The sequence below is a fragment of the Pseudoalteromonas sp. DL2-H2.2 genome, assembly GCF_021532535.1.
GTDB classification, from domain to species: domain Bacteria; phylum Pseudomonadota; class Gammaproteobacteria; order Enterobacterales; family Alteromonadaceae; genus Pseudoalteromonas; species Pseudoalteromonas rubra_A.
This window is the reverse complement of sequence record NZ_JAKGBD010000003.1, coordinates 432,564-453,044: the sequence shown is the minus strand read 5'-3', so window position 1 is coordinate 453,044 and position 20,481 is coordinate 432,564. Positions and strand designations below refer to the sequence as shown.

Annotated in this window: 17 protein-coding genes; 1 reads left to right on the top strand and 16 read right to left on the bottom strand. The window is 49.9% G+C overall.

Annotation, left to right across the window (positions count from 1 at the left end; translation table 11 throughout):
• Positions 1–41: 41 nt before the first annotated feature.
• The 8 genes from L1285_RS07700 to tmk form a co-directional block, all read right to left on the bottom strand.
• Positions 42–596 carry an NADAR family protein gene (locus tag L1285_RS07700; RefSeq protein WP_235411708.1) on the bottom strand — a complete coding sequence of 185 codons (555 nt, stop codon included), beginning with the start codon at positions 594–596 and terminating at the stop codon, positions 42–44.
• A 65-nt stretch (positions 597–661) separates the two neighbouring features.
• Positions 662–1,000, bottom strand: a complete 339-nt coding sequence (locus L1285_RS07695) for a GNAT family N-acetyltransferase (protein ID WP_235411707.1) — start codon at positions 998–1,000, stop codon at positions 662–664.
• A 466-nt stretch (positions 1,001–1,466) separates the two neighbouring features.
• On the bottom strand, positions 1,467–5,156 hold the full coding sequence (locus L1285_RS07690) for a two-component regulator propeller domain-containing protein (protein WP_235411705.1): 3,690 nt from the start codon (positions 5,154–5,156) through the stop codon (positions 1,467–1,469).
• A 78-nt stretch (positions 5,157–5,234) separates the two neighbouring features.
• The gene (locus tag L1285_RS07685; RefSeq protein WP_235411703.1) at positions 5,235–7,103 is read right to left on the bottom strand and encodes a metallophosphatase; all 1,869 of its coding nucleotides are present in this window, start codon (positions 7,101–7,103) and stop codon (positions 5,235–5,237) included.
• The gene (locus tag L1285_RS07680) at positions 7,093–7,881 is read right to left on the bottom strand and encodes a TatD family hydrolase (protein WP_235411702.1); all 789 of its coding nucleotides are present in this window, start codon (positions 7,879–7,881) and stop codon (positions 7,093–7,095) included. The genes L1285_RS07685 and L1285_RS07680 overlap by 11 nt, the downstream gene beginning before the upstream one ends.
• An 8-nt stretch (positions 7,882–7,889) precedes the next feature.
• Positions 7,890–8,216, bottom strand: coding sequence for a PilZ domain-containing protein (locus tag L1285_RS07675; protein WP_046003737.1), 327 nt, complete (start codon positions 8,214–8,216; stop codon positions 7,890–7,892).
• 8 nt (positions 8,217–8,224) lie between these two features.
• Entirely contained in the window at positions 8,225–9,130 is a 906-nt protein-coding gene (holB, locus tag L1285_RS07670; RefSeq protein WP_235411700.1) for a DNA polymerase III subunit delta', read from the bottom strand.
• Positions 9,131–9,141: 11 nt separating this feature from the next.
• Positions 9,142–9,792 (bottom strand): dTMP kinase, encoded by a 651-nt coding sequence (gene tmk / locus L1285_RS07665; RefSeq protein WP_235411698.1) that lies wholly within the window; start codon positions 9,790–9,792, stop codon positions 9,142–9,144.
• Between the two features lie 146 nt (positions 9,793–9,938).
• Between tmk and L1285_RS07660 the strand changes: the two genes are divergently transcribed.
• A complete protein-coding gene (locus L1285_RS07660) occupies positions 9,939–11,000 on the top strand; it encodes a DUF6765 family protein (protein WP_235411696.1) in 1,062 nt (353 codons plus the stop codon).
• A 44-nt stretch (positions 11,001–11,044) separates the two neighbouring features.
• On the opposite strand, the gene L1285_RS07655 is transcribed toward L1285_RS07660, so the two are convergent.
• The 8 genes from L1285_RS07655 to L1285_RS07620 form a co-directional block, all read right to left on the bottom strand.
• Positions 11,045–11,473 (bottom strand): cupin domain-containing protein, encoded by a 429-nt coding sequence (locus L1285_RS07655; protein WP_235411694.1) that lies wholly within the window; start codon positions 11,471–11,473, stop codon positions 11,045–11,047.
• 48 nt (positions 11,474–11,521) lie between these two features.
• A complete protein-coding gene (locus L1285_RS07650) occupies positions 11,522–12,391 on the bottom strand; it encodes a kinase (RefSeq protein WP_235411692.1) in 870 nt (289 codons plus the stop codon).
• Positions 12,392–12,402: 11 nt separating this feature from the next.
• Positions 12,403–13,071, bottom strand: coding sequence for a response regulator (locus L1285_RS07645; protein WP_235411690.1), 669 nt, complete (start codon positions 13,069–13,071; stop codon positions 12,403–12,405).
• A gap of 73 nt (positions 13,072–13,144) precedes the next feature.
• On the bottom strand, positions 13,145–14,755 hold the full coding sequence (locus L1285_RS07640; RefSeq protein WP_235411688.1) for an ATP-binding protein: 1,611 nt from the start codon (positions 14,753–14,755) through the stop codon (positions 13,145–13,147).
• Positions 14,756–15,107: 352 nt separating this feature from the next.
• The gene (locus L1285_RS07635; protein ID WP_235411686.1) at positions 15,108–15,401 is read right to left on the bottom strand and encodes a PilZ domain-containing protein; all 294 of its coding nucleotides are present in this window, start codon (positions 15,399–15,401) and stop codon (positions 15,108–15,110) included.
• 42 nt (positions 15,402–15,443) lie between these two features.
• Entirely contained in the window at positions 15,444–15,842 is a 399-nt protein-coding gene (locus tag L1285_RS07630; protein WP_010381687.1) for a response regulator, read from the bottom strand.
• Positions 15,843–15,929: 87 nt separating this feature from the next.
• Positions 15,930–19,814, bottom strand: a complete 3,885-nt coding sequence (gene hrpA / locus L1285_RS07625; RefSeq protein WP_235411684.1) for an ATP-dependent RNA helicase HrpA — start codon at positions 19,812–19,814, stop codon at positions 15,930–15,932.
• Between the two features lie 193 nt (positions 19,815–20,007).
• Positions 20,008–20,436, bottom strand: coding sequence for a CBS domain-containing protein (locus L1285_RS07620; protein WP_054016805.1), 429 nt, complete (start codon positions 20,434–20,436; stop codon positions 20,008–20,010).
• Positions 20,437–20,481 lie beyond the last annotated feature (45 nt).

Below are 20,481 nucleotides of genomic sequence, written 5' to 3'. Positions count from 1 at the left end.
ATCAAAAACGGGCCACAAGGCCCGTTTTTTGTTAAAACTACTTAGGCGTCCTGTGACAACTGGTCGCGTACTGTCATCAGGGCATAGCCCAACAGATTGAGTCCTTTCCACTTCTGAGGGACGCTTGCAAACTCGTGATCCTCAGCCAGACCAATCCCCCAGATTTTATCCACCGGACTGGCCTCAACCAGGATTTTCTTGCCAGTTGAAAACAAGAATTCCTTCAGTTCAGGGTTTTGAGCAAACTTCAGCATGTTTGCACTGACAACAATATCGAATCGCTTAGCATTCCAGGTGGCTTCATCAAAACCGGTGACAGCTCTGCCCAACTTTTTGGCCTCACCGGGGTGGCCACATTGTAAAATACGCTGCGTCACGTCATGATTATCAAATAGCATCGCCTTATGATACATCATATAGTGCTCGGCGGTTTTGAAGACCAGTCCATCCTGCTCAAAGCGCGCCGGATACCATTGACTGAAACAAGATTTAGAGACACCTGACTTGGCTTTTTGGTGGCCCCAGAAAAAGACAAATTTTGGTTTTTTTGCTTTCGCAATCTGCTCGATTAACTGCGCGTTACTCGTTACTACCACAAAGACTCCCTATGTGTGATTTTTAATACTCAGGGGCTTATCAGCGCCCCTCTGTTTCCAATTGCTCAGTGGGTTAATGCATGGACTATAATGAACTTGTGCTCGTCCATATTAGCGACGCTAAATCCATGTGACTCATATAACTTTACCAGATGCGCTTCACAGCAAAGATACAATGCGGGCCAGTTTAAGTTTTTCGCCTTGGCAATCGCAAACTCAACCAAAGCTGTTGAGATGCCTTTGCCACGCTGTTCTGTTGGCACATACACGCCATCCTGCCAGTATTGGTAGTCTGGGTGATTAGGGAATATTTGGTGCTTAATTTCACCTGCACCAACCAGCTCATCGTCAATATAGGCGGCAAACCCTGTGCGCGAATCAGAGGACGATATTTTATCAATCACACTCTGTATTGTGGCATGGGGGTCTTTATACCAATTTGCTTAATTAAGTGTGCTATTTTGAGGCGAGAAAATAGGGTCGATAACAAGGCAAAAATTTTGCTATTTAGTTGTTCTAAATGAGAGATTTTTAACGCAGTTAGCGTCATATTTGCTCCGTCAAATTGAACAGGTATTAAGTGAAATTGGTATTACTGTCCCATTGCTGGTAATACCAATTGGCGATGACTCCTAAGTCCGAATGGCTGCACGCTAATTCTGAGACTTTCACTTGGGCTGTTCTTTATTGTTCTCTTGATATCCAATTTTTAAACTCAAAGCCTTCAGAGCACAGACATAATATGCACTCATTTAAGCCTTTGCCCTACTTAGTGTAACCATGTGCCCACAAATGGATAAGCCATATACTACAGCAATATGGTCTATGTTGCTTTTACAAACGAACGATACTTCTCATTGTGCATGGACCTTAAGCGCGGCTTTGTTCCTCAAGCTCGTCGCCTTTAGGTGGGGTATATGGCACCTTAATGGTGACTTCAATGCCTTCTCCCGGGGTTGAACTCGCCGAGATCTCGCCTTTGAGCAGCTGCGTGACCAGGTTATACACTATGTGCATGCCCAAACCGCACCCCCCCTGGCTTCTTTTGGTGGTGACAAACGGGTCAAACAGAGTTTTCAACCCCGTTTTTGACATCCCTATCCCGTCATCGCGATAGGTCAGCAGCCAGTGTGTCTCAGCCATATGGGTTGTTACGTCGACCTTGCCTTTTGGATGCTTTTCAAAGCCATGGATCATTGAATTATTAAACAGGTTGGTCATGATCTGGTAGATAGCGCCCGGATAGGTATTTACCAGCATGTCATCGTCTCCTGTGATGGACAAGCTGATCTCTTTACCTTTGCTGAGCGGTAACAAAGAACTGAACACATCGGCAATATAGTCTTTCACATTGATATCCCGCTCTACCTCACTAGACTGATCTACGGCAACCTGTTTGAAGTTGCTGATCAGCATCTGAGCCCGGTCCAGATTACGCAGGATCAGTCGGTACCCCTCTTGCTGCTCGGCATTTGAGCGCTCTAAATCTGTTTGGCGTAACTGCTTCTTCTGCAACTTTTCGTCGATATTATGCAGACACTCCTGATTGTGTGTCAGCGCCGTAATGGCCACCCCCAACGGCGTATTTATCTCATGCGCGATTCCGGCCACCACGTTACCCAAAGACGCCATTTTCTCGCTTTCTATCAGCTCTTGCTGGGTGCGCTTGAGCTCCATCATGGCCTGCTCGAGTTTCTGGTTTTTCTTATACAGTTCATCCGTGCGCATCGCCACTTTGATTTCGAGCTGCTCGTTCAGCGTTTGTAGCGCATTTTGATGTGCTTTTAATTCTGCTATATCTTTTAATGCCCCCACAATACGCTGTGGCCGACCATGATGGTCACGACTTACGACCTTGCCTCGCTCCAGCACCCAGCTCCACTGATCTTTTAGTGTTTTAACCCGCATGGCGATTTCATAAGTATCCTGCTCACCTTCAAGGCATGATTCGATCTTTTCCTCCCACGCAATACAATCTTTTGGATGCACAAACTGATCTATGTCTTCAACCGTCATGGTGGTTTGGTTTCTGCCATAATCAATGCGCGGCTTTACGCAGTAACGATAAACTTTTTTGTCTTCTAGATGCCAGTCCCATAATTCGTCTCCACTGGCCCATAAGCTCAGCTCCAGGCGCTGTTGCAGCTCGTTCATCACCCGGTTGTCATTCACGACCTGACGGTAGCGGGCCTGACGCTGCCTGAGCCACAAAGCAAAGCTCAGAGTTAGTGCCACAATATAAAAGGTTTTTGAATACCAGTCCCACCACCAGGGCGCCTTAATGTGAATGGTAAAACGATGTACTGGTGACTTTTGGTTAAAGCGGTTTACGGTATAGGTCTGAACCTGATAATTACCGGGCTCCAGCTTGAGCAGGTTGATCTGCCTGACGCCATCGGCCAGCTTCAGCCATTTGTCACTCAGCCCGACAATCCGATAAAAAAAGTTCAACCGCTCTGAGCCATAATCCAGGCTGGAATAATGCAAAGAAACAATATCCTGATTGTGCGTGAGCTCCAGTTTTTCGGTCAGCTCAGGTGCCAGCGTCAGTTCACTGCTGGCCTCGGGGTGTAAGACTTCACCCAGCAATTCGATATTAGAAATAAGTAATGGCCGGATCCCAAAGGCAATCCGGATCTGCTCCGGATAAAACTGATTAAACCCTTTGGCGCCACCAATAAACACCCGACCATCCGGTGCCAGCCAGGCGGCGTTATAGTTAAACTCATTATCCTGTACACCATCAACCACCAGGAAGTTGTCGATGTTGTGGTCGTGAATATTCACCCGGCTCAGGCCACCACTGGTACCAAGCCAGACATGCTCCTGCTGGTCAAATACCATGGCCCAGATGGCTTCATTGGCCAGGCCATCCGCCACTCTTAATACCTTTTCGACCTCAAACTGTTGATTGATAATGCTGACACCAGACTCACTGGCAACCCACACAGCACCAAGCGAATCGCGGGACAACATAAAGACAATATCTGACGCCAGGCCATTATTGGTGGTGAGTGATTTGATATTCTGGCCATCGTAATGATATAGACCATCACCAACACTGCCAAAATAGAAGCCGTCGCCATCCACCAGTACCGACGACACATGGTTAGGTACCGACACAGATGGTGCAAAAAAAGGCATCAATTGGTTCTGGGCTTCGTCATAATAGAGTAAACCTAAGGTGCGGGAGCTAAGCAGTACCAGCTGTTTGAACACCGTAATGTCGTTAAAACTCAGTTCCGGCCCGTTACCGAAGTCGGGGGTAAAGTAGGTGACCTCGCCGCTTATCAGGTTAAGCCTCGCCACCCCAGCGCCGCGTGAAGTCAGCCAGGCATGATCGCCGACAATCAGCACCTTAGTGATAAAACTGTTCGCAAAACGCGCAAGCTGCGGATAGAGCTGCTCCGCTTTAACAAACCTTTGCTGCTCAAAAATATAACCGCCGTTGGAGGTTGCCACCCATAGCCTGTCAGAGGCATCCAACGCAAAGCTACGTACATCTGAGTTAGTCAAGGGGGCGTGTGGATAGTTATATTCGCCCACGTGGCCAAAGGTTTCACTCAGCTGGCTGATAAAGTGTAACCCACGGGTTTCCGTTCCAATCCACAGGTCACTGTTACTATCGCGAAACACCGAAAGAATACTACTGTCCTGTAAACCGGATTTATTGTTGCCCCGTTTGTACCAGCGCTTTTTGATATCGCCCTTCATATTGAGCAAGTACACGCCATGACTGGTTGCAACAAATAGCTCCCCGGCCGATGCAAACACCGAATGCAGTACCAGGTTTGTATCCCGCGCAATGTTACTTTGCCACAACGCTCGCTCAAACAGCGTATCATAGGCGGTGAGCTGATTATCTTTGCCAATCAAAAAGGCACGCTCACCACTGACCGTTAAAGATTTAAAGTCACCCGCTAACAGCAATGTCGTGAGCCCGGTTTGGCGATTATTAACAACCAATCCCTGATCGGATAAGTAATACACCAGATTTTTATACACAGTCACATAGCGGATGAAGTCGCCTTCCAGCGCAAGCTCTCGCGGCTCTAAAGTGGCTTTGTCTATGACGTAGTAAAAACCATCTTCGGTGGTCACCGAGATAGCAGCCCCCTGACAGCCAATGGATTGCACTCTGTCGGATGGGATAAGCGGGCTAAAATCACTCAAAAAGCTTTGGAAACGCCCCGTGACGGTATGATAAACACTGAGGCCGGTGCTGGTGCCAATCCACAACGACTCGCCACTGTGGCACAAGGCCGTAATAAAAGCGCCTGCCAGTGAAAAGGGATCTTGCTGACGACTGATAAACTGCTTAAAGGAGTGGCCGTCAAAACGATTGAGGCCCGCCTGAGTCCCTATCCAGATATAGCCGAGCTGATCTTCCTCAATCGCCGTAATACTGACCTGACTGAGGCCAGACTCATAGTCGTAATGACGCATTACCTGCGCGGTATCCGAAAACACTGGCACTGCCAAGAGGTTTGCAGAGCATAGCCACAGCACCACTGTGAGCAGGATGCAAAGCTTGGTTTGTTTTTTGTGTTGCTGATACAACCCGTTCACCTTTTATGCAGGCTCTTTGTTGTAACTATAGCAAAACTTTACAATCCGGCTGAGATGTTGCTTACCTTGCTAACAACACGTGTCATCGTGCTCTGTCAGCGCAAATTCTGTCATTTCACCATCGCCTCTTAACAGCCGGTAGCGGCTTAGGCGCCCCTGTTCTAATTCGACCAGGCTGATTGCTGACGCGCTCACCAGGTAGCGTTTTTTAGGGCTGTCACTGTGATGTTTGCGCACCGACAGTTGCCAGCGTTTTGTGAACAGGTTAAACGGGCTCCAGGGCGCAAACAGCCAGGTGTCCAGCTTTTCGAGCACATGTAGCAATCGCTTGGGAAACTCATTTTTGATCCCTGATGAGGTAAGCTGCCAGATGCGATTATCATGGCGGCCAAATCGAGCGGCCACTGAGAAACAAAACGAATAATGGACGTCCCCCGAGAGAATAATGGTTTCTGAGGGCGTATCTTCGCGCTTAAAAATGTCGATCAGCTTTTTCGCGGCTCCCTCATGGGCCATCCAGTTTTCAACATCAACCACCAAAGGATGCCCACAGGCATTGAATACCGCCTGTATGGTTTCAATGGCCTTAACCCCAAACACCGGCGCCGGGCTGACCAACAACACGCTGTCCTGATCCAGCATTTGCTCCTGCAGTTCCATCAGGGTTTCCCAGTCCATCAGCCCGCTTGGTTCATTAAAGTCCTGCTCATTGCGCCAGCGGTGTGTGCGTGTATCCACTACCACCACTTTGGGTTGTGTTTCCAGGCAATAGTGCCATTGGGTAAAACGGTGCAGGGCTTTGTCAAAGCTGGTCAGCGCCCATTTATTGTGCGCAGTCAGGCTTTGTGTAAATCCGTCGAGCAGCTTACCGGTTACAGCCAGCGCATCATTGCCCATGCCCTGAAACAGCCAGTAACTGATCAGTCCGTTGGCGATGATCCGACGGCTCGCCGGCGAATTGGCAATATTTTGCTCCCAGCGCGCGGTCAGGTTCCAGTCGTCGGTTACATCATGGTCGTCAAACATCATCAGGGTAGACACATTGGCAAACAAACGCTGTGCGGCGGGCAAAGTATCTATAAACCCTTCCAGTGCCCGCTTATCGGCGGCAAATTCCAGTGACTGTGCGTGGTTCAGCGACTGTCCGTGCAACTGCGGCAAGTCAACTAACTGCCAGGCCTGAGAACTGAAATTAAGCACATAGCAGGCAATAAATTCTTCCAGCGTAACCAGGTGGTTGCCAGCCTTTACACTGGAGAAATGAACTTCGTCTTTTTTCAACCAGTGGCCCAGCGTCCATTTACTGCGCTCCTGCCAGGGCGTTTTTGGCAACCAATGATGGCGCTGATAGAGCTGCTGCTGTAGCGAGTCAGGCAAGCTCAGCGCAACATTGTCCTCAGGATAGATTTCAAGCTGCGCGATCAGTGAATGCGCCGCCATCAGCATAGGCCCTGCCACATCGTCTGCATAAATCTGGTCGCCGGACATAATTAATAGAGCGGGCCGTTTAGCACTATTGTGTAAAGTATCGCTCAGGTAATCGTCTGCGCTTGCCAGACTATCACGGCTGTGATGATGGGGGTTACGACAGGAGCCATGCAACACACTGCGCAAAGTATTGGGGATCATTAACTGAGGCGCCTCGGTATAGCTGAGCTCACTTAAGTCCAGCCATTGACCGTCCGCCTTTACGCGATAGCTTAAATTGGTATCGCACGCAAAGCGGCCTGCTTTTGGCGTAACCAACACAAAGCAAAGATACAGGTAAGTCCCGAGGCGTATTTCGCTCAGCTGTGACTCCACGTCAGTGCCCTCAACTTCAACCTCAAAGTCGGGTGCTGCAGTAGTTACAAACTGCAGGCAAAATTGCGTGGGTTCTGCCCGGCGCACCATAGGGCCGAGCAACACATAAGGTAAATGGGCGCTGTTAGCTGGCATTACCACGCTGAGCAAGGCCAAACAAACGGTAGAAGTTTTCCGTTGTGGCGCAAGCTAACTCCTTGTAACTAATCCCTTTTAAATCCGCAATAAAATAAGCAACATCCTGCACGTAGGCAGGCTGATTGGTTTTACCACGATGCGGTACCGGTGCCAGATACGGCGAGTCCGTTTCAATCAGTAGTCTGTCGAGTGGTAAACGTTTTACGACATCTTGCAGCTCAACAGCATTCTTAAAGGTCACAATCCCGGAAATAGAGATATAAAATCCCATATCAATGGCTTGCTTAGCCATCTCCCAGTTTTCGGTGAAACAATGCAAAACACCGCCACACTGCTGCGCGTTATGCGCACGCATGATATCCAGGGTGTCCTGCCTGGCGTCGCGGGTATGGATGATCAATGGCTTGCTCAGCTCATTGGCAATATCAATGTGCTGTGCAAAACTGTCTCTTTGCACCTGGTGGGTGTCTTTTGAATAGTAGTAATCCAGGCCCGTTTCGCCGATGGCCACCACCTTAGGGTGTTGTGCCAGCTCTCTGAGCAATACCGGGTCCAATGCATCGTCCTGGTTAAGCGGGTGTACGCCGCAAGATGCAGACACATCGTCAAAGGGTAAAATCTTTTCCAGCATGGCTGGAAATTGCGCCAGGGTCACGCTCACACACAAAAAGTGCTCCACCTGTTTGGCTCGGGCATCGGTCAGGATCTCAGGCAGGTCTTTACCTATTTTATCAAAGTCCAGCCTGTCCAGGTGGCAATGAGAATCTACAATCATAACAACTCTTACATGGTGTAGGTGGGCTTGCCGGAATTCAGCTTAGTGCCCAGTATTTTTACTATTTTATCGTTCAGCAATTCGTCTTCGGCTTCAAACCCCACACCAATGCCGGGTGGATTGGAGTTCTGCGCTCCTTGTGGCGTGATCCAAACGACTTTACCGGTAACAACGTCTTCTTCCAGCGCATCGGGTAAAGTAATGCGCAACGTCAGTGCCTGCCCCATCTCGTAGCGACTATTGGTTTGCACAAACAAACCACCACTTTTCTGATACGGCATATAACTGCGATATAATTCGTCATTGTCTTCAAAATCAACGAGTATTTCTTGCACCTTGACTCCTATCTTAAGGTTTGCTGCAACTGATAGCACAATCGTGACAGACTCAGGGACAAGTTTAAGCCTAACACAGTTTGCTGGTCTACTGAAAACCGCCTTATGCTGGTGATAGCCGCCTGCGCTTTGATGAAATCCAGCTGTCCCGATGCCATTTTAGCGTTGATGGCGGCCACGGCAAACCCGCAAAATATTTTGATCAAGCTGATGTCTGCCTGCAAAGCCTTGCTCAGTGTGTCACTATTTACCCCTTCTCCAAGACGCTGCGCCTGCTGCCACAAAGCATCGATATCACCCAGCTGCTGTGCCTGTGCCCATCTGAGCAATAAAAGCGGCTGCGAGATAAACTGACTGACCCAGGGATATTGCCCGCTATGGACCCCCTGCTCTGCCAGCCATTGCTCAACCCCCCTGCCATCGACTACCGCCACATTCATCTTGTTGCAGCGACTCAATACTGTGGCTGTTACGCGGGCGGTATCATTACACAGTAGCAGTAAATAGCGGCCTTTGGCGGGCTCTTCCAGGGTTTTTAGTAATGCATTGGCCGCAGACTCGGTGAGTTTTTCTATGCCATCGATCACCACCACTTTATTGCCACCCTGCTGTGCTGAGTGAAAGATAAAGTCGTTCAGACTGCGTATCGCATCAACACTGATGCTTTGCGACTCAGCGGCGATCAGTAGCTTGTCCGGATGATTGTCAGCTTCCAGTAACAAACAGCTTTTGCATTGCCCGCAGGCAACGAGTGATGTGCCTGCTTGCTTACATAGTAATGCCGCAGCGAGCGTGTGTGCAAACTCCAGCTTTCCCACTCCCGCCATGCCATACAGCATCTGCGCATGATGGAAACGCTGTTGCTGATAACTGGTATGCAATTGGGTAAAAACCGATTCTAGCCAAGGATACATCTGGACACTCGCTAATCGTTTTTACTGTTACGATTTGTTGCAATCACAGCATCTACCACTTTGAGGCAATCCGACAGCACCGATTGTTTGTCCTGGGATGCATCAATCACACTAAAGCGCGCGGGGTCGGCCTTAGCCTGAGCCAGGTAGCCCTCACGGGCACGATGTAAAAACTCCATTTTTTCATCTTCGAGGCGATCCAGCCCTTCACCGCGCTGACTGACGCGTTGCAGGCCCAGCTGAGGGTCTAAATCCAGGATAAGGTTCATATCTGGCTTGAAGCCACCTAAGGCCAACTCATTAATGGTTGTGATCGTCTCAAGGTCGATGCCACGTGCGTAATGCTGAAAGCTGAATGTTGCGGCATCAAAGCGATCAGAGATCACCACTTTACCAGCTTCAAGGGCCGGACGGATTTTTTCCTCGACGTGTTGTGCACGGGCCGCGCCAAATAACATCAACTCGGTCATTGACCCCATTTCTGGAGTACTGGGGTCGAGGATAACGCTACGGACTTTTTCACCGATTGGCGTACCGCCCGGTTCGCGGGTCAGTACCACGTCATACCCTTTTTGCTCAAGATAATCGGCAATGCCCTGGATCACTGTTGTTTTGCCCGCACCGTTACTGCCATCACAAACCAACATAAAACCTTTACTCATACACACTCTCTGCGGTACCACGCGATACCGTATACAATTACCTGAAAATGGCTGCCATTATAGCGGTTTCGTGTCGCTATCAGTAGGATTAATTCATTGAATAGTGTACCGTTTAGTGCATTAATCGATTTTCGCAGGGAAAAATAATGCAAATTGATCTTCATCACGCTATGACCTGGGTGATAGCCCGAGATGCCGGCTTCTCGCCTGCTCAGGCCAACACCATTGCCCATGCGGCACAATATGTGGATGATGCCACCAACTATGGCCACATTGAATTTAGCAATGGCGCTGCCTATGAGCGTATTGCGACCGCCCATAAAATGCTTGAATATCGCAACCTGGACAGTCTGAAAAACATGAAAGTCTGGGTGCCATTTCATTTTTTACCGGGCAATGGCGGACTACCGGCGGGGCAAAATCCCAGTGGCAGCTTTATTCAAAAGCTCATTTGTCAGCCTCACTCGTATGTGGCCAAAGACATGGTCGCAGAGGTGTTAGCGGACAAAGACCGCCCTAATTCACTGCACAGACTGGGTATCACGGCACACGTGTTTATTGACACCTGGGGTCACCGGGGCTTTGCCGGTGTTGACCACCCAGTCAATCATGTGCGCGATATCAAAGATCACAATGGTCAGACACATCACTCGCTGATCGCAAAAGTCAGCGGATATTTTGCCAATATCCTGCAAGACAACATTCCCAGCCTGGGCCATGGTCAGGCGTTGTCTCATCCGGACTTGCCCCACCAGCACTGGTCTTATCAAAATGGTTTAGGGGAGCACATTGAGCGCAATAACCCGATTGACTTTTTGCAAGCCGCAGACGAGCTATGCAAGGTTTTTCAGACGTACCTGGTCAAGCCCATCACCGGGCTATCGCCGAATGTAAAACAGCAGATTGCACAGTGTTTTGCTCAGTTCACCAGTGATGATCCTGAGCTGCGACACCAGCAGTGGCTGGATGCCATTGCCGCCGACCACTTTGGTCTGGGTGCCCACCAGCTCAGTTATATCGCCAAAGGTCCGGGATCCTGGAAGTATCAGGCCCTTGGCACCACACTGGCACAGGGCGATGAGGCTTGCTACGAGTACCACCCGGACTTTATGCACAGTGACTGGAAGCACTTTCATGATGCGGCGAAAAAACATCGCCAAAGTATCATTGTGGATATTCTGCCCAGATATGGGATCTGTGTCAGTTAAACCCGCTTGCACCGCTAACTGGCTCTGAAGCGGTGCAGCCAAAGCTATTGTTTTTTGAGTGTCACCGGCTGACCTTTAACGCCGGCATAAAACACCACTATCTGCGCGGCTTCTTTACCTACGCTTTTACCCCAGTGCCAGGTATCGACGACCTCAACCAGGGTATCACCCGCTTTGATGTGGATGATATCCCCGCTTTGTGTTTCGACCTGTAACTCGCCGCTTAACAACAGTCCGGCATTAATATACGGGTGCTTATGCGTTGGCAGCGTCTGTCCCGCGGGAATGGTAAAACGCATGATCTGCACCTCTGGCTGACCTTGAGGATAGGCAGGTAAAACTGCACCATTCCAGCTGTGCTGCTGTTTTGTCAGGGTTTCAACCTGAATTTTTCCGCTGTGCGCTTGCTCAGCACTGACACTCATAGAACTCAGCAGCAACAGGGTCGAAAAGGAAAAAGCGATATTGTTCATAGGTGTTGTTCCGTCGTTATTTCCCCCACCCTAACGCATTAATGTGGGTTAATTGTGAAGTACCGTCTCGGTGATCTGGCGCTGCGGTGAGAGCCTGAGCATGATGTCGCATTGCTCTGGCAAAGTTGCTAATCCCCACTGTGTCAGACGCTGAAAAAACTGCACAAAATGCGCCACTTCCGACTGTGACATGCGGCGCGCCTGAGTGCCAGACAGGCTAAGCTTTTGCTCTTGTTCAAAGCGCCAGCGGGCAACATGAGTAAACGCCTGCGCATTGAGGAAAATGAGCTTGTCCAGCTGCGCAAACAGCGGCTGATAGTCTGCTTTAAGAAAGTGATTAACCGCATGGCGATAGCGCCCTTCTGGATCCTGGTTTTGTTCTAACGAATTAACCGGACCACTGAGTTGTTGCTCAGTTTGTGGCTCGACGCCCAGGCACCAGCCCTCAACAATGAGGACATCCAGCGCCTCAGTCTTTGTCCACTTTTCCGGCTCAAATGGTTCATCCGTAGACTTGTCGAAGCGGGGTAAGGTCAAAGGTTGACGGGCTCGAAATTGCGCAAGCACGTCCCCTGCTAATTCGGTGTTATGCGTGCCGGGGACGCCACGGGTTTGAAACAAAGGGTGAATATCTGCGGCACGTTTTGCGCGCTCGGCCCGGCTCAGATAAAAGTCATCCAGCGATACACATTCAGCATTAAACCCGCATTGTATCAGATAGGCTTTTAAATACGTCGCCAGAGTTGATTTGCCACTGCCCTGTGAGCCACTGATCCCAAGGCACAAAGGCACCTGTTGCTCAACCTGCTGCGCCAGCCAGCGCGTAACCGGTGCCAGTGGCTGGATATACTGCGCATCCAGGCCCTGATTGTCACAAAATGCCTGCTGCCAGGGCGACAGAGTCCGAGATTTATCCATACGAAACTGAGCTAGTTTGTCAGCTCATATTTGTAACCCGCACCATAAATGGAGTGAATAAACTCGCTGTCAGGAGACAACTGCGACAACTTTTTGCGGATCTTTTTAATGTGGCTGTCTATGGTGCGGTCACTGACGATGCGGTCGTCGTCGTAAATGTTGTCCATCAGTCGCGAGCGATTATAAATACGCCCCGGATGTGCAACCAGCGTTTGCAGCAACACAAATTCAACCTGAGTCAGTTCAACAGAGTTATTCTGATAACTCACGAACAAGGTGTTTTCGTCCAGTGTCAATTGCTCAGACTGTGGCACATTCGACCCGACCCGACGCAAAATGGCTTTAACCCGGGCAACCACTTCTCGTGGGCTGTAGGGCTTGCAAACGTAATCATCGGCCCCGACTTCAAGACCCAGTAGCCTGTCTATTTCTTCGACTTTGGCGGTTGTCATGATGATCGGTACCATAGAATGACGGCGCACTTCCCGACAGATCACGATACCGTCGACATTGGGTAACATCAGGTCGAGCAAAATAATATCGGGTTTAAAGCTTTCCACGGCGGCCATGGCATCGGCGCCATCATGCACCATGTGGAGCTCATAGCCTGCCTGGGTAACGTACTTGCCCAAAATGGTCGCAAGTTTTTGCTCGTCTTCTATGATCAGTACTTTTTGCATTTTAGGCGTTCACTTTCACCTTGGGTCTTCTCTTACCCAAAGCTAAGTGAAATCGCTTGAATTTACAACCCTTTTAAGTAAAACGCATCACCACAGCCAAGCCTCCTAACTCACTCTCGCGCGCTGAAATTGTGCCATTATGGGCCTGAACTATGCTGGTACAAATGGCCAGCCCAAGACCTGAGCCGCCCGAGACCCGATCTCGGGCCTGTTTAACGCGAAACAACCGGTCGAACAATTTATCCAGCAGCTCGGGGTCCACGCCGGGAGAGCTATCTTCCCAGACGATCTCTGTTTGTGCGCCCTGCTGTTTAATGGTCACCCGAATTTGCCCAGGATTGTGCAGCTCTGAATCGGTATAGCGCAGCGTATTTTGCATCAGATTACTAAACAGCTGCGTCATTCTTCTGTCGTCACACGTCATCAGGCTCCGTGCGTCTCCTTTAAGCTGGTACTCAAAGCCGCGGTTGGTTAGCTGCGCCTGATGATTGCCAAAGGTTTGCTCGACCAGTTCGCCGAGACAGTGTGATGACATTTGATAACTCAGTGAACCTCTGTCCGACATAGAGAGCTGGTGCAAGTCATCCACCAGCTGAGTCAGGCGACTGATTTCTTCATGTAAGGACTGCAACTGCGCGGGATCTGTGTCTATCACACCATCGATCATGCCCTCCAGCTCAGCTTTAAACACAGCGATTGGCGTGCGCAGTTCATGAGAAATATCGGCAATCCACTGTTGTCGGGCTTGCTGGTTTTCCCGCAGGGTCTCGGACAGCGTATTCAAGTCTCTTGCCAGCATGCCCAGCTCGTCATTACTGTCGGGGTTTAGACTGCTCTGATAATCGCCTCTAGCCAGGTTTTGTGCGGCGCGGCGCAGCGCCAGTACCGGCGCTACCAGAAAGTGACTGAACGGGATAGCCAGTAAACTCGACGCTATCAGGGCCACAATGGCGATGTACATAAACCAGTTTTTTTGTCGCTCTGCAAATAAGCTGTCAAAGCGATTGCTGATAACCAGGCCATCTTCCAAACCCACGTACCCCAGCACTGGTGACAATGGGGAATCCGACTGATGTACAGGCTCCCATAAAGTGCTTCTGGTTGTCGTCAAAGAACCAATCACCTGCTCACCCGCGGCGTTTTTAAATACCAGTCGACCACCCATACTATCAGAACGTCCTCTGGGGGGTCTGCGCTTTTGATGAGGGTGATCTCCGCGCTCGCCTCTGGGCGGGCGATCCGCGCCGGGCTTTGGCCGTCTGTCGGTGTGATATTGCGCCTGAGGGGCTTGCTCATTGCGCATGCCACGACCGTCCCAACCAGGTTCCGGACCCCGCTCAGTGAGATCTGATGGTCTGCGCGGGCGCTGCATGGCAGGACTGTCGTAACTGTCATAGGAAGGGGTCGCAGTGGACGAAGTGGCACTTCTGCCGTTCCCTCGTAGTTCTCTTACCAGCTGATGCCAGGCGGGATGACGAGGATATACCCAGTCGTCTCCATAGCGAGCAAAGTTGTCACGAATGCTTGGCATCAGCGCAACCAGCCGGGCGCGGCTGTTTTGCTGAATATAATCACGAAAGCTCTTTTCAAATGCCGCCTGATTAGCAAAGTAAATCGCCATGATCAATACGGTGTTGACCAACAGCAAAATAGCCAGCAGCTTGTGCCGTATTGTCAGTTTCATGGTATAACTACCTCTGTGAATGGAATTCAGAACATATAATACCAATTGTACTTAATACTTGGTCAATTTGACGGAGCAAATAGGACGCTAACGGTGTTAAAAATTTCTCATTTATAACAAATAAATAGCAAAATTCTTGCCTGGTTATCGACTCTATTTTCTCGCCTCAAATAGAACACTCAATTAAGCAAATTGGTATAAGACCAGATGCTAATCAGTATGTAAGGTCAATGTGCAAATAGTGTGGAAGTGGTGACAAAATTTACCAAAGCAGGAACACACCTGCGTGCCTGCTTGGGTGGCTGGCTTGTCGGATGCCAGACAAGCCAGGTTGCTAAGAAGATGAAGGCGGCTAATTAAACTGCACGATTTCCAGGCCCAGCATATAGCCATCGCCTTCGCTGTTATTACCGCACCGGATGACTTTCACATGGGCATTCAAAGGAGGAATAGAGCCACCGTGGCTGTCGATAAATACCTCCAGCATTTCATTCATTTCCAGTGGCTCGTCCACAATGATTGAGAGCCCCGTGGCACTTAAGTCGTGGCAGATGCCTTGCAGTTTATGACCCGTGGACAACACCGTTAACTGTGCCTGGGTATTGACCATCATGCGCATAAAGCGCCGTTTATCCTCGTGTATCATGGCGTGCTCCACTCTTTATTATCATTGCTTGCCTGCAAAAAATTACCTGGGAATAATTTGCACCATATTTTTTATTTTTTCCGATAAGGATTGCATTGAAAAAGGTTTAACCACATACGCATCGCAGCCTGCATCAAAGCCTGCTTGCTTCTCCTGCTCCGATTCAAGGCCTGACACCATAAGCACCGGAATGTCTCTGGTCTCTGGCGTATTTTTTAGCATCCGACACGTGTCGTAGCCATCCAGCCCGGGCATGCACACATCCAGCAAAATCACATCCGGCGGATCGGCTATCGCATTAGACAGGCAGCTCTTGCCCGACTCAGCATAACTGAACTTAAAGGCATCAGACAAAGCCATAGAGAGCATTTCAAAATTGAAATACTCATCGTCAACCACTAACACATGCGGCGTTTTCATCCTGCTCCCCTGTGTGGACATAGTCAATGCCGCTTCCTTTTCACAATCCAAAAATAGTTTCCTCTTAATAAGGTAATTGCCCCAATGCAAATTGCAAGTCAAAACACACTATTCGATCTCATTTAACGCATTGGTGATCCGTTTGGCCGAAATCGGATAAGGCGTTCCTAGTGTTTGAGCGAATAAAGACACCCGAAGTTCCTGCTGCATCCAGAAAATCTCGTCAAGTGCCGCAGGCATAGGGATCCCTTTTGGCTGTTTGTTACATTTATCGCTATACGCCGCCGCCACTTTTTCCAGCTCCAGCACACATAAACGGTCGCGGTTAGGATCAACAGGCAGTTTTTCTAGGCGTTTTTCAATGGCTTTCATATAGCGCAGTAAGTCAGGCAATTTATGCGCCCCGTGCTGGCTGACAAACCCTTTGAAGATCAGGCTTTCCAGCTGAGACTTGATATCTCCGTGCGCGGTGATCATGGTTAAATCAACCCGCCCTTTCATGCGCTTGTTAATGCCATGCGCAATACTCAGCACCTGCTCAACCGCTGACGCAATATCTACCACTTTGTCTCCCAGTTCAGCCCGGACATATTCTTTGGCTTTTTCAAAGTCCTGCTCAGAGCGGATCGCGGTGTAATCTCCCAGTAAGGCATCTATTCCCGCTGCAGTACAATCGTCGATCAGGTCGTTAATTTTACCAAACGGATTAAAATACAGCCCCAGCTTGGCTTTATTTGGTAAATGCTGTTGTAAATATTTCACCGGTGAGGGCACGTTCAGCATCACCAGTCGACGCAAACCGAGGCGATGCGCCTGTTGTGCCTTGAGCGGATGGTCAAATAAACTGATTGAGGTGCTTTGCTTGTTATCTACCAGCGCCGGGAAAGCTTTGATCTCATAGCCGCCCTGCTTTTTGGTGTATTCCTCAGGGAGGTCACCAAACGACCACTGCGTCAGCCCCTCCTGCTCTATGCCCTCTTCGGCCACTTTTGACAGCGTTTGCGTGACCTTGCCTTGTAATTTGGCTTTGAGTGCATCGAGGTCATAGCCATGCGCAATCACCTTGTTGTGTTCGTCCAGCACCTGAAACTGCATTTTTAAGTGCGATTCCAGTGCCCCGAGATCGAACGCCTCAGCGTCAACTTTAACCCCCGTCATACGCAACAAGCGATTGGCCAGGGCTTCAAGAAAACCGCCCTGCATCGGCTCTATGGCAGCGAGTACCGCATCGGCATAGTTGGGCGCCGGAACAAAGTTGCGTCGCAGGCTTTTTGGCAGGCTCTTGATCAAAGAGCAGATCAATTCATGGCGCAGTGCCGGAATATGCCAGTCAAACCCTTCATTAGCCACCTGGTTAAGCAGTGGTAAGGGGATGTTCACCGTCACGCCGTCAACGGGCTGACCGGGCTCAAAATGATAGCTCAAAGGCAACATCAGATTGCCCTGTTGCCACACGTCTGGATAATCCAGCGCCGTAATGTGTGACGCTTCGTGCTGCATCAGGGCATCTCTGTCCATATGCAAAAAGCGTTTGTCGGTTTTTTTCTTCTCTTTCCACCAGTGGTTGAATGCAGCCCGGTTATTGACATCGGCCGGGATCCGCTGCTCATAAAACGCCTGCATCATATGCTCATCAACCAGAATATCCCGGCGACGCGCTTTGTTTTCCAGCTCCTGAATATCTTCAATCAGGGCCTGATTGTGCTTTAAAAAGGCCTCATTTTGACCCAGTTGCTGCGCAACCAGCGCTTCTTTAATAAACAGTTCGCGACACAGCGCCGGTTCAATCTGACTGTAAACCGTACGCTTTTTGCCAACTATGATAAGGCCGTACAGGGTTTGCTGTTCAAAGGCGATGACACAGCCTTGCTTCTTTTCCCAGTGTGGTTCACTGTAACTGCGCTTAACCAGATGCTCCGCCAGCGGGGCAACCCAGTTAACATCAATCCTGGCATTAATGCGGGCATAGAGCTTACTGGTTTCTACCAGTTCAGCCGCCATCACCCACTTTGGACTTTTCTTAAACAGGCCAGAGCCCGGGAAAATATGGAACTGGCTGTTACGCGCCCCTTTGTAGAATTTTTTCTCGTCTTTTTGACCTATGTGGCTCAGCATGCCACTGAGCAGCGCCTGGTGAATGGCTTCGAAGCTGGCGTCGTTGCCTGAGGCTTTGAGGCCCATTTCTGTGCACACTGTGGTGAGCTGATAAACAATATCCTGCCACTCTCTGACCCGCATATAGGCTAAAAAGTCTTTCTGACACTGCTTTGTGAACTGGCTACGGCTGAGCGCTTCCTGCTGCTCCTCCAGATACTGCCAGAGGTTCAAAAACGCCATAAAATCCGAGTCCGGATCTTCAAATCGACCATGCTTTTCATCCGCAGCACCGCGTTTTTCCTGCGGCCTTTCTCTGGGGTCCTGAATCGACAGTGCCGCTGCGATAATGATCACCTCACGCAATGCTCCCAAAGGAGCTGCTGCCAGTACCATGCGGGCCAGGCGCGGATCAATTGGTAAGCGGCTGAGCTTGCGCCCGGTCTGGGTCAGTGTGGTTTGCTCACGTCTGGCGGCAAGCTTAACGGCCCCCAACTCTTCAAGCAGCGTGACACCATCTGTGATATTGCGGTTATCGGGGGCTTGCACAAACGGAAACCGCTTGATGTCGCCCAGGCCCAGCGCCAGCATTTGCAAAATAACCGATGCCAGGTTGGTGCGCAGAATTTCCGGATCGGTAAATTCAGGACGCCCCAGGAAATCTTCTTCTGAGTACAGTCGGATACATACGCCCGCGGCAACCCGGCCACAACGGCCCATTCGCTGATTGGCACTGGCCTGAGAAACGGCCTCAATCGGCAATCGCTGAACCTTAGTACGGGCGCTGTAGCGGCTGATCCGCGCCGTGCCCGGGTCAATAACATAGCGGATCCCAGGGACTGTCAGTGAGGTTTCAGCCACGTTGGTTGACAGCACAATACGACGGTGACTGTGGGCGGAAAAGATACGATTTTGCTCGGCATTCGACAAACGGGCATACAAAGGCAGGATCTCAACTCCTTTGAGGTTACGCTTACTCAGCGCATCCGCCGTATCGCGAATTTCCCGTTCGCCATTCATAAAGATCAGAATGTCTCCAGGGCCTTCTGCACATAGCTCGTCTACGGCATCGAAGATCCCCTGTAGCTGGTCGTTTTCGGCTTCACTCTCATCCCCACTGGCATCAATCACGGGGCGATAGCGCACCTCTACCGGATAGGTACGGCCCGATACTTCAATGATGGGGGCATTATTAAAATGCTTGGAAAAACGCTCCGGATCGATTGTCGCTGAGGTAATGATCACCTTCAGATCTGGGCGCTTAGGAAGCAGGTTTTTCAGATAGCCAAGGATAAAGTCGATATTCAGACTGCGCTCGTGGGCTTCATCTATGATGATGGTATCGTACTGGTTCAGGTATCTGTCTTGCTGGATCTCTGCCAGCAAGATACCGTCGGTCATTAATTTGATATAGCTCTTATCAGACACCTGATCGCTGAAACGGATCTTAAAGCCTACCTCCTGGCCAAGCTCACAATTAAGCTCTTCGGCAATCCGGTTTGACACGCTGCGCGCGGCCAGACGTCGTGGCTGAGTGTGACCAATATAGCCATCAACACCACGACCCAGTTCCAGACAGATTTTAGGTAGCTGAGTGGTTTTACCTGAGCCGGTTTCACCCGCAACTATCACCACCTGGTTCTCGGCAATGGCTTTTTTAATGTCGTCTTTTTTCTGGCTAACCGGCAGCGACTCGGGATATTGCACCGTCGGCAGTTCAGCCAGACGCTTTACTCTAAGCGTTTTACTGTGCTCTATGTCACGCGTTATCTGAGTAAGTACCTTTTGTTGTTTCGCTTCGTCTTTTATTTTTTTGACGCCCTGAAGACGTTTTTTAAAGAGAAACTGATCCTTTTTGAGGCAATCCGCTATGTTCGAATACAACGACTGCAAATCCACTACACGACACCTTGTTACTGAGAAAATCGTCGCGTAGTCTAACAAAAAGCATGCAGTCAGCCCAGTCCCTTTGACAAGGACCGCTACCTTAAGGATATTGTAGAATAGCTACCACACCGAATGGTGCCAAATATCGCCGACACCACATTCATCAGGCATCGAAATATGCCCTCAGGAAAACGTGCATCAGAACTCACACAAAGCGATGTCCCGATTCATAGGTATCGTGGAGGTGCTTATCAATGGCATAAAGTACGTGGGTACGACTGATCACCCCAACCAGCCGGCAGTCACTGTCACACACCGGATAGATTTTAGGTTTATCGGCGGTCATTCTGTCTGCCAGCTTTAGGATACTGTCGTCCGGGCTGACACATAAAGGCTCGGCATTCATCACATCAGCCACTATACTGTGTGATTCGTTCTGATAAGTAGCTTCGAGCATAGTGCGGATACAGTCTTGCTCTGATAAAAAGCCCACTACACGCTGCATATCGTCGATCACGGGCCCTCCGGCCTGACCACTTTGCAGTAGTTTTTCTACTGCCGACTCAATACGCATGTCCGCTTTAAAGGTCACCGGACGATGATTAAGATAGTCTGCTACTTTGACAGATTGCATATTTCATTCCCCTAAAAAAACACCAGCTTCATATTAAATAGTAGC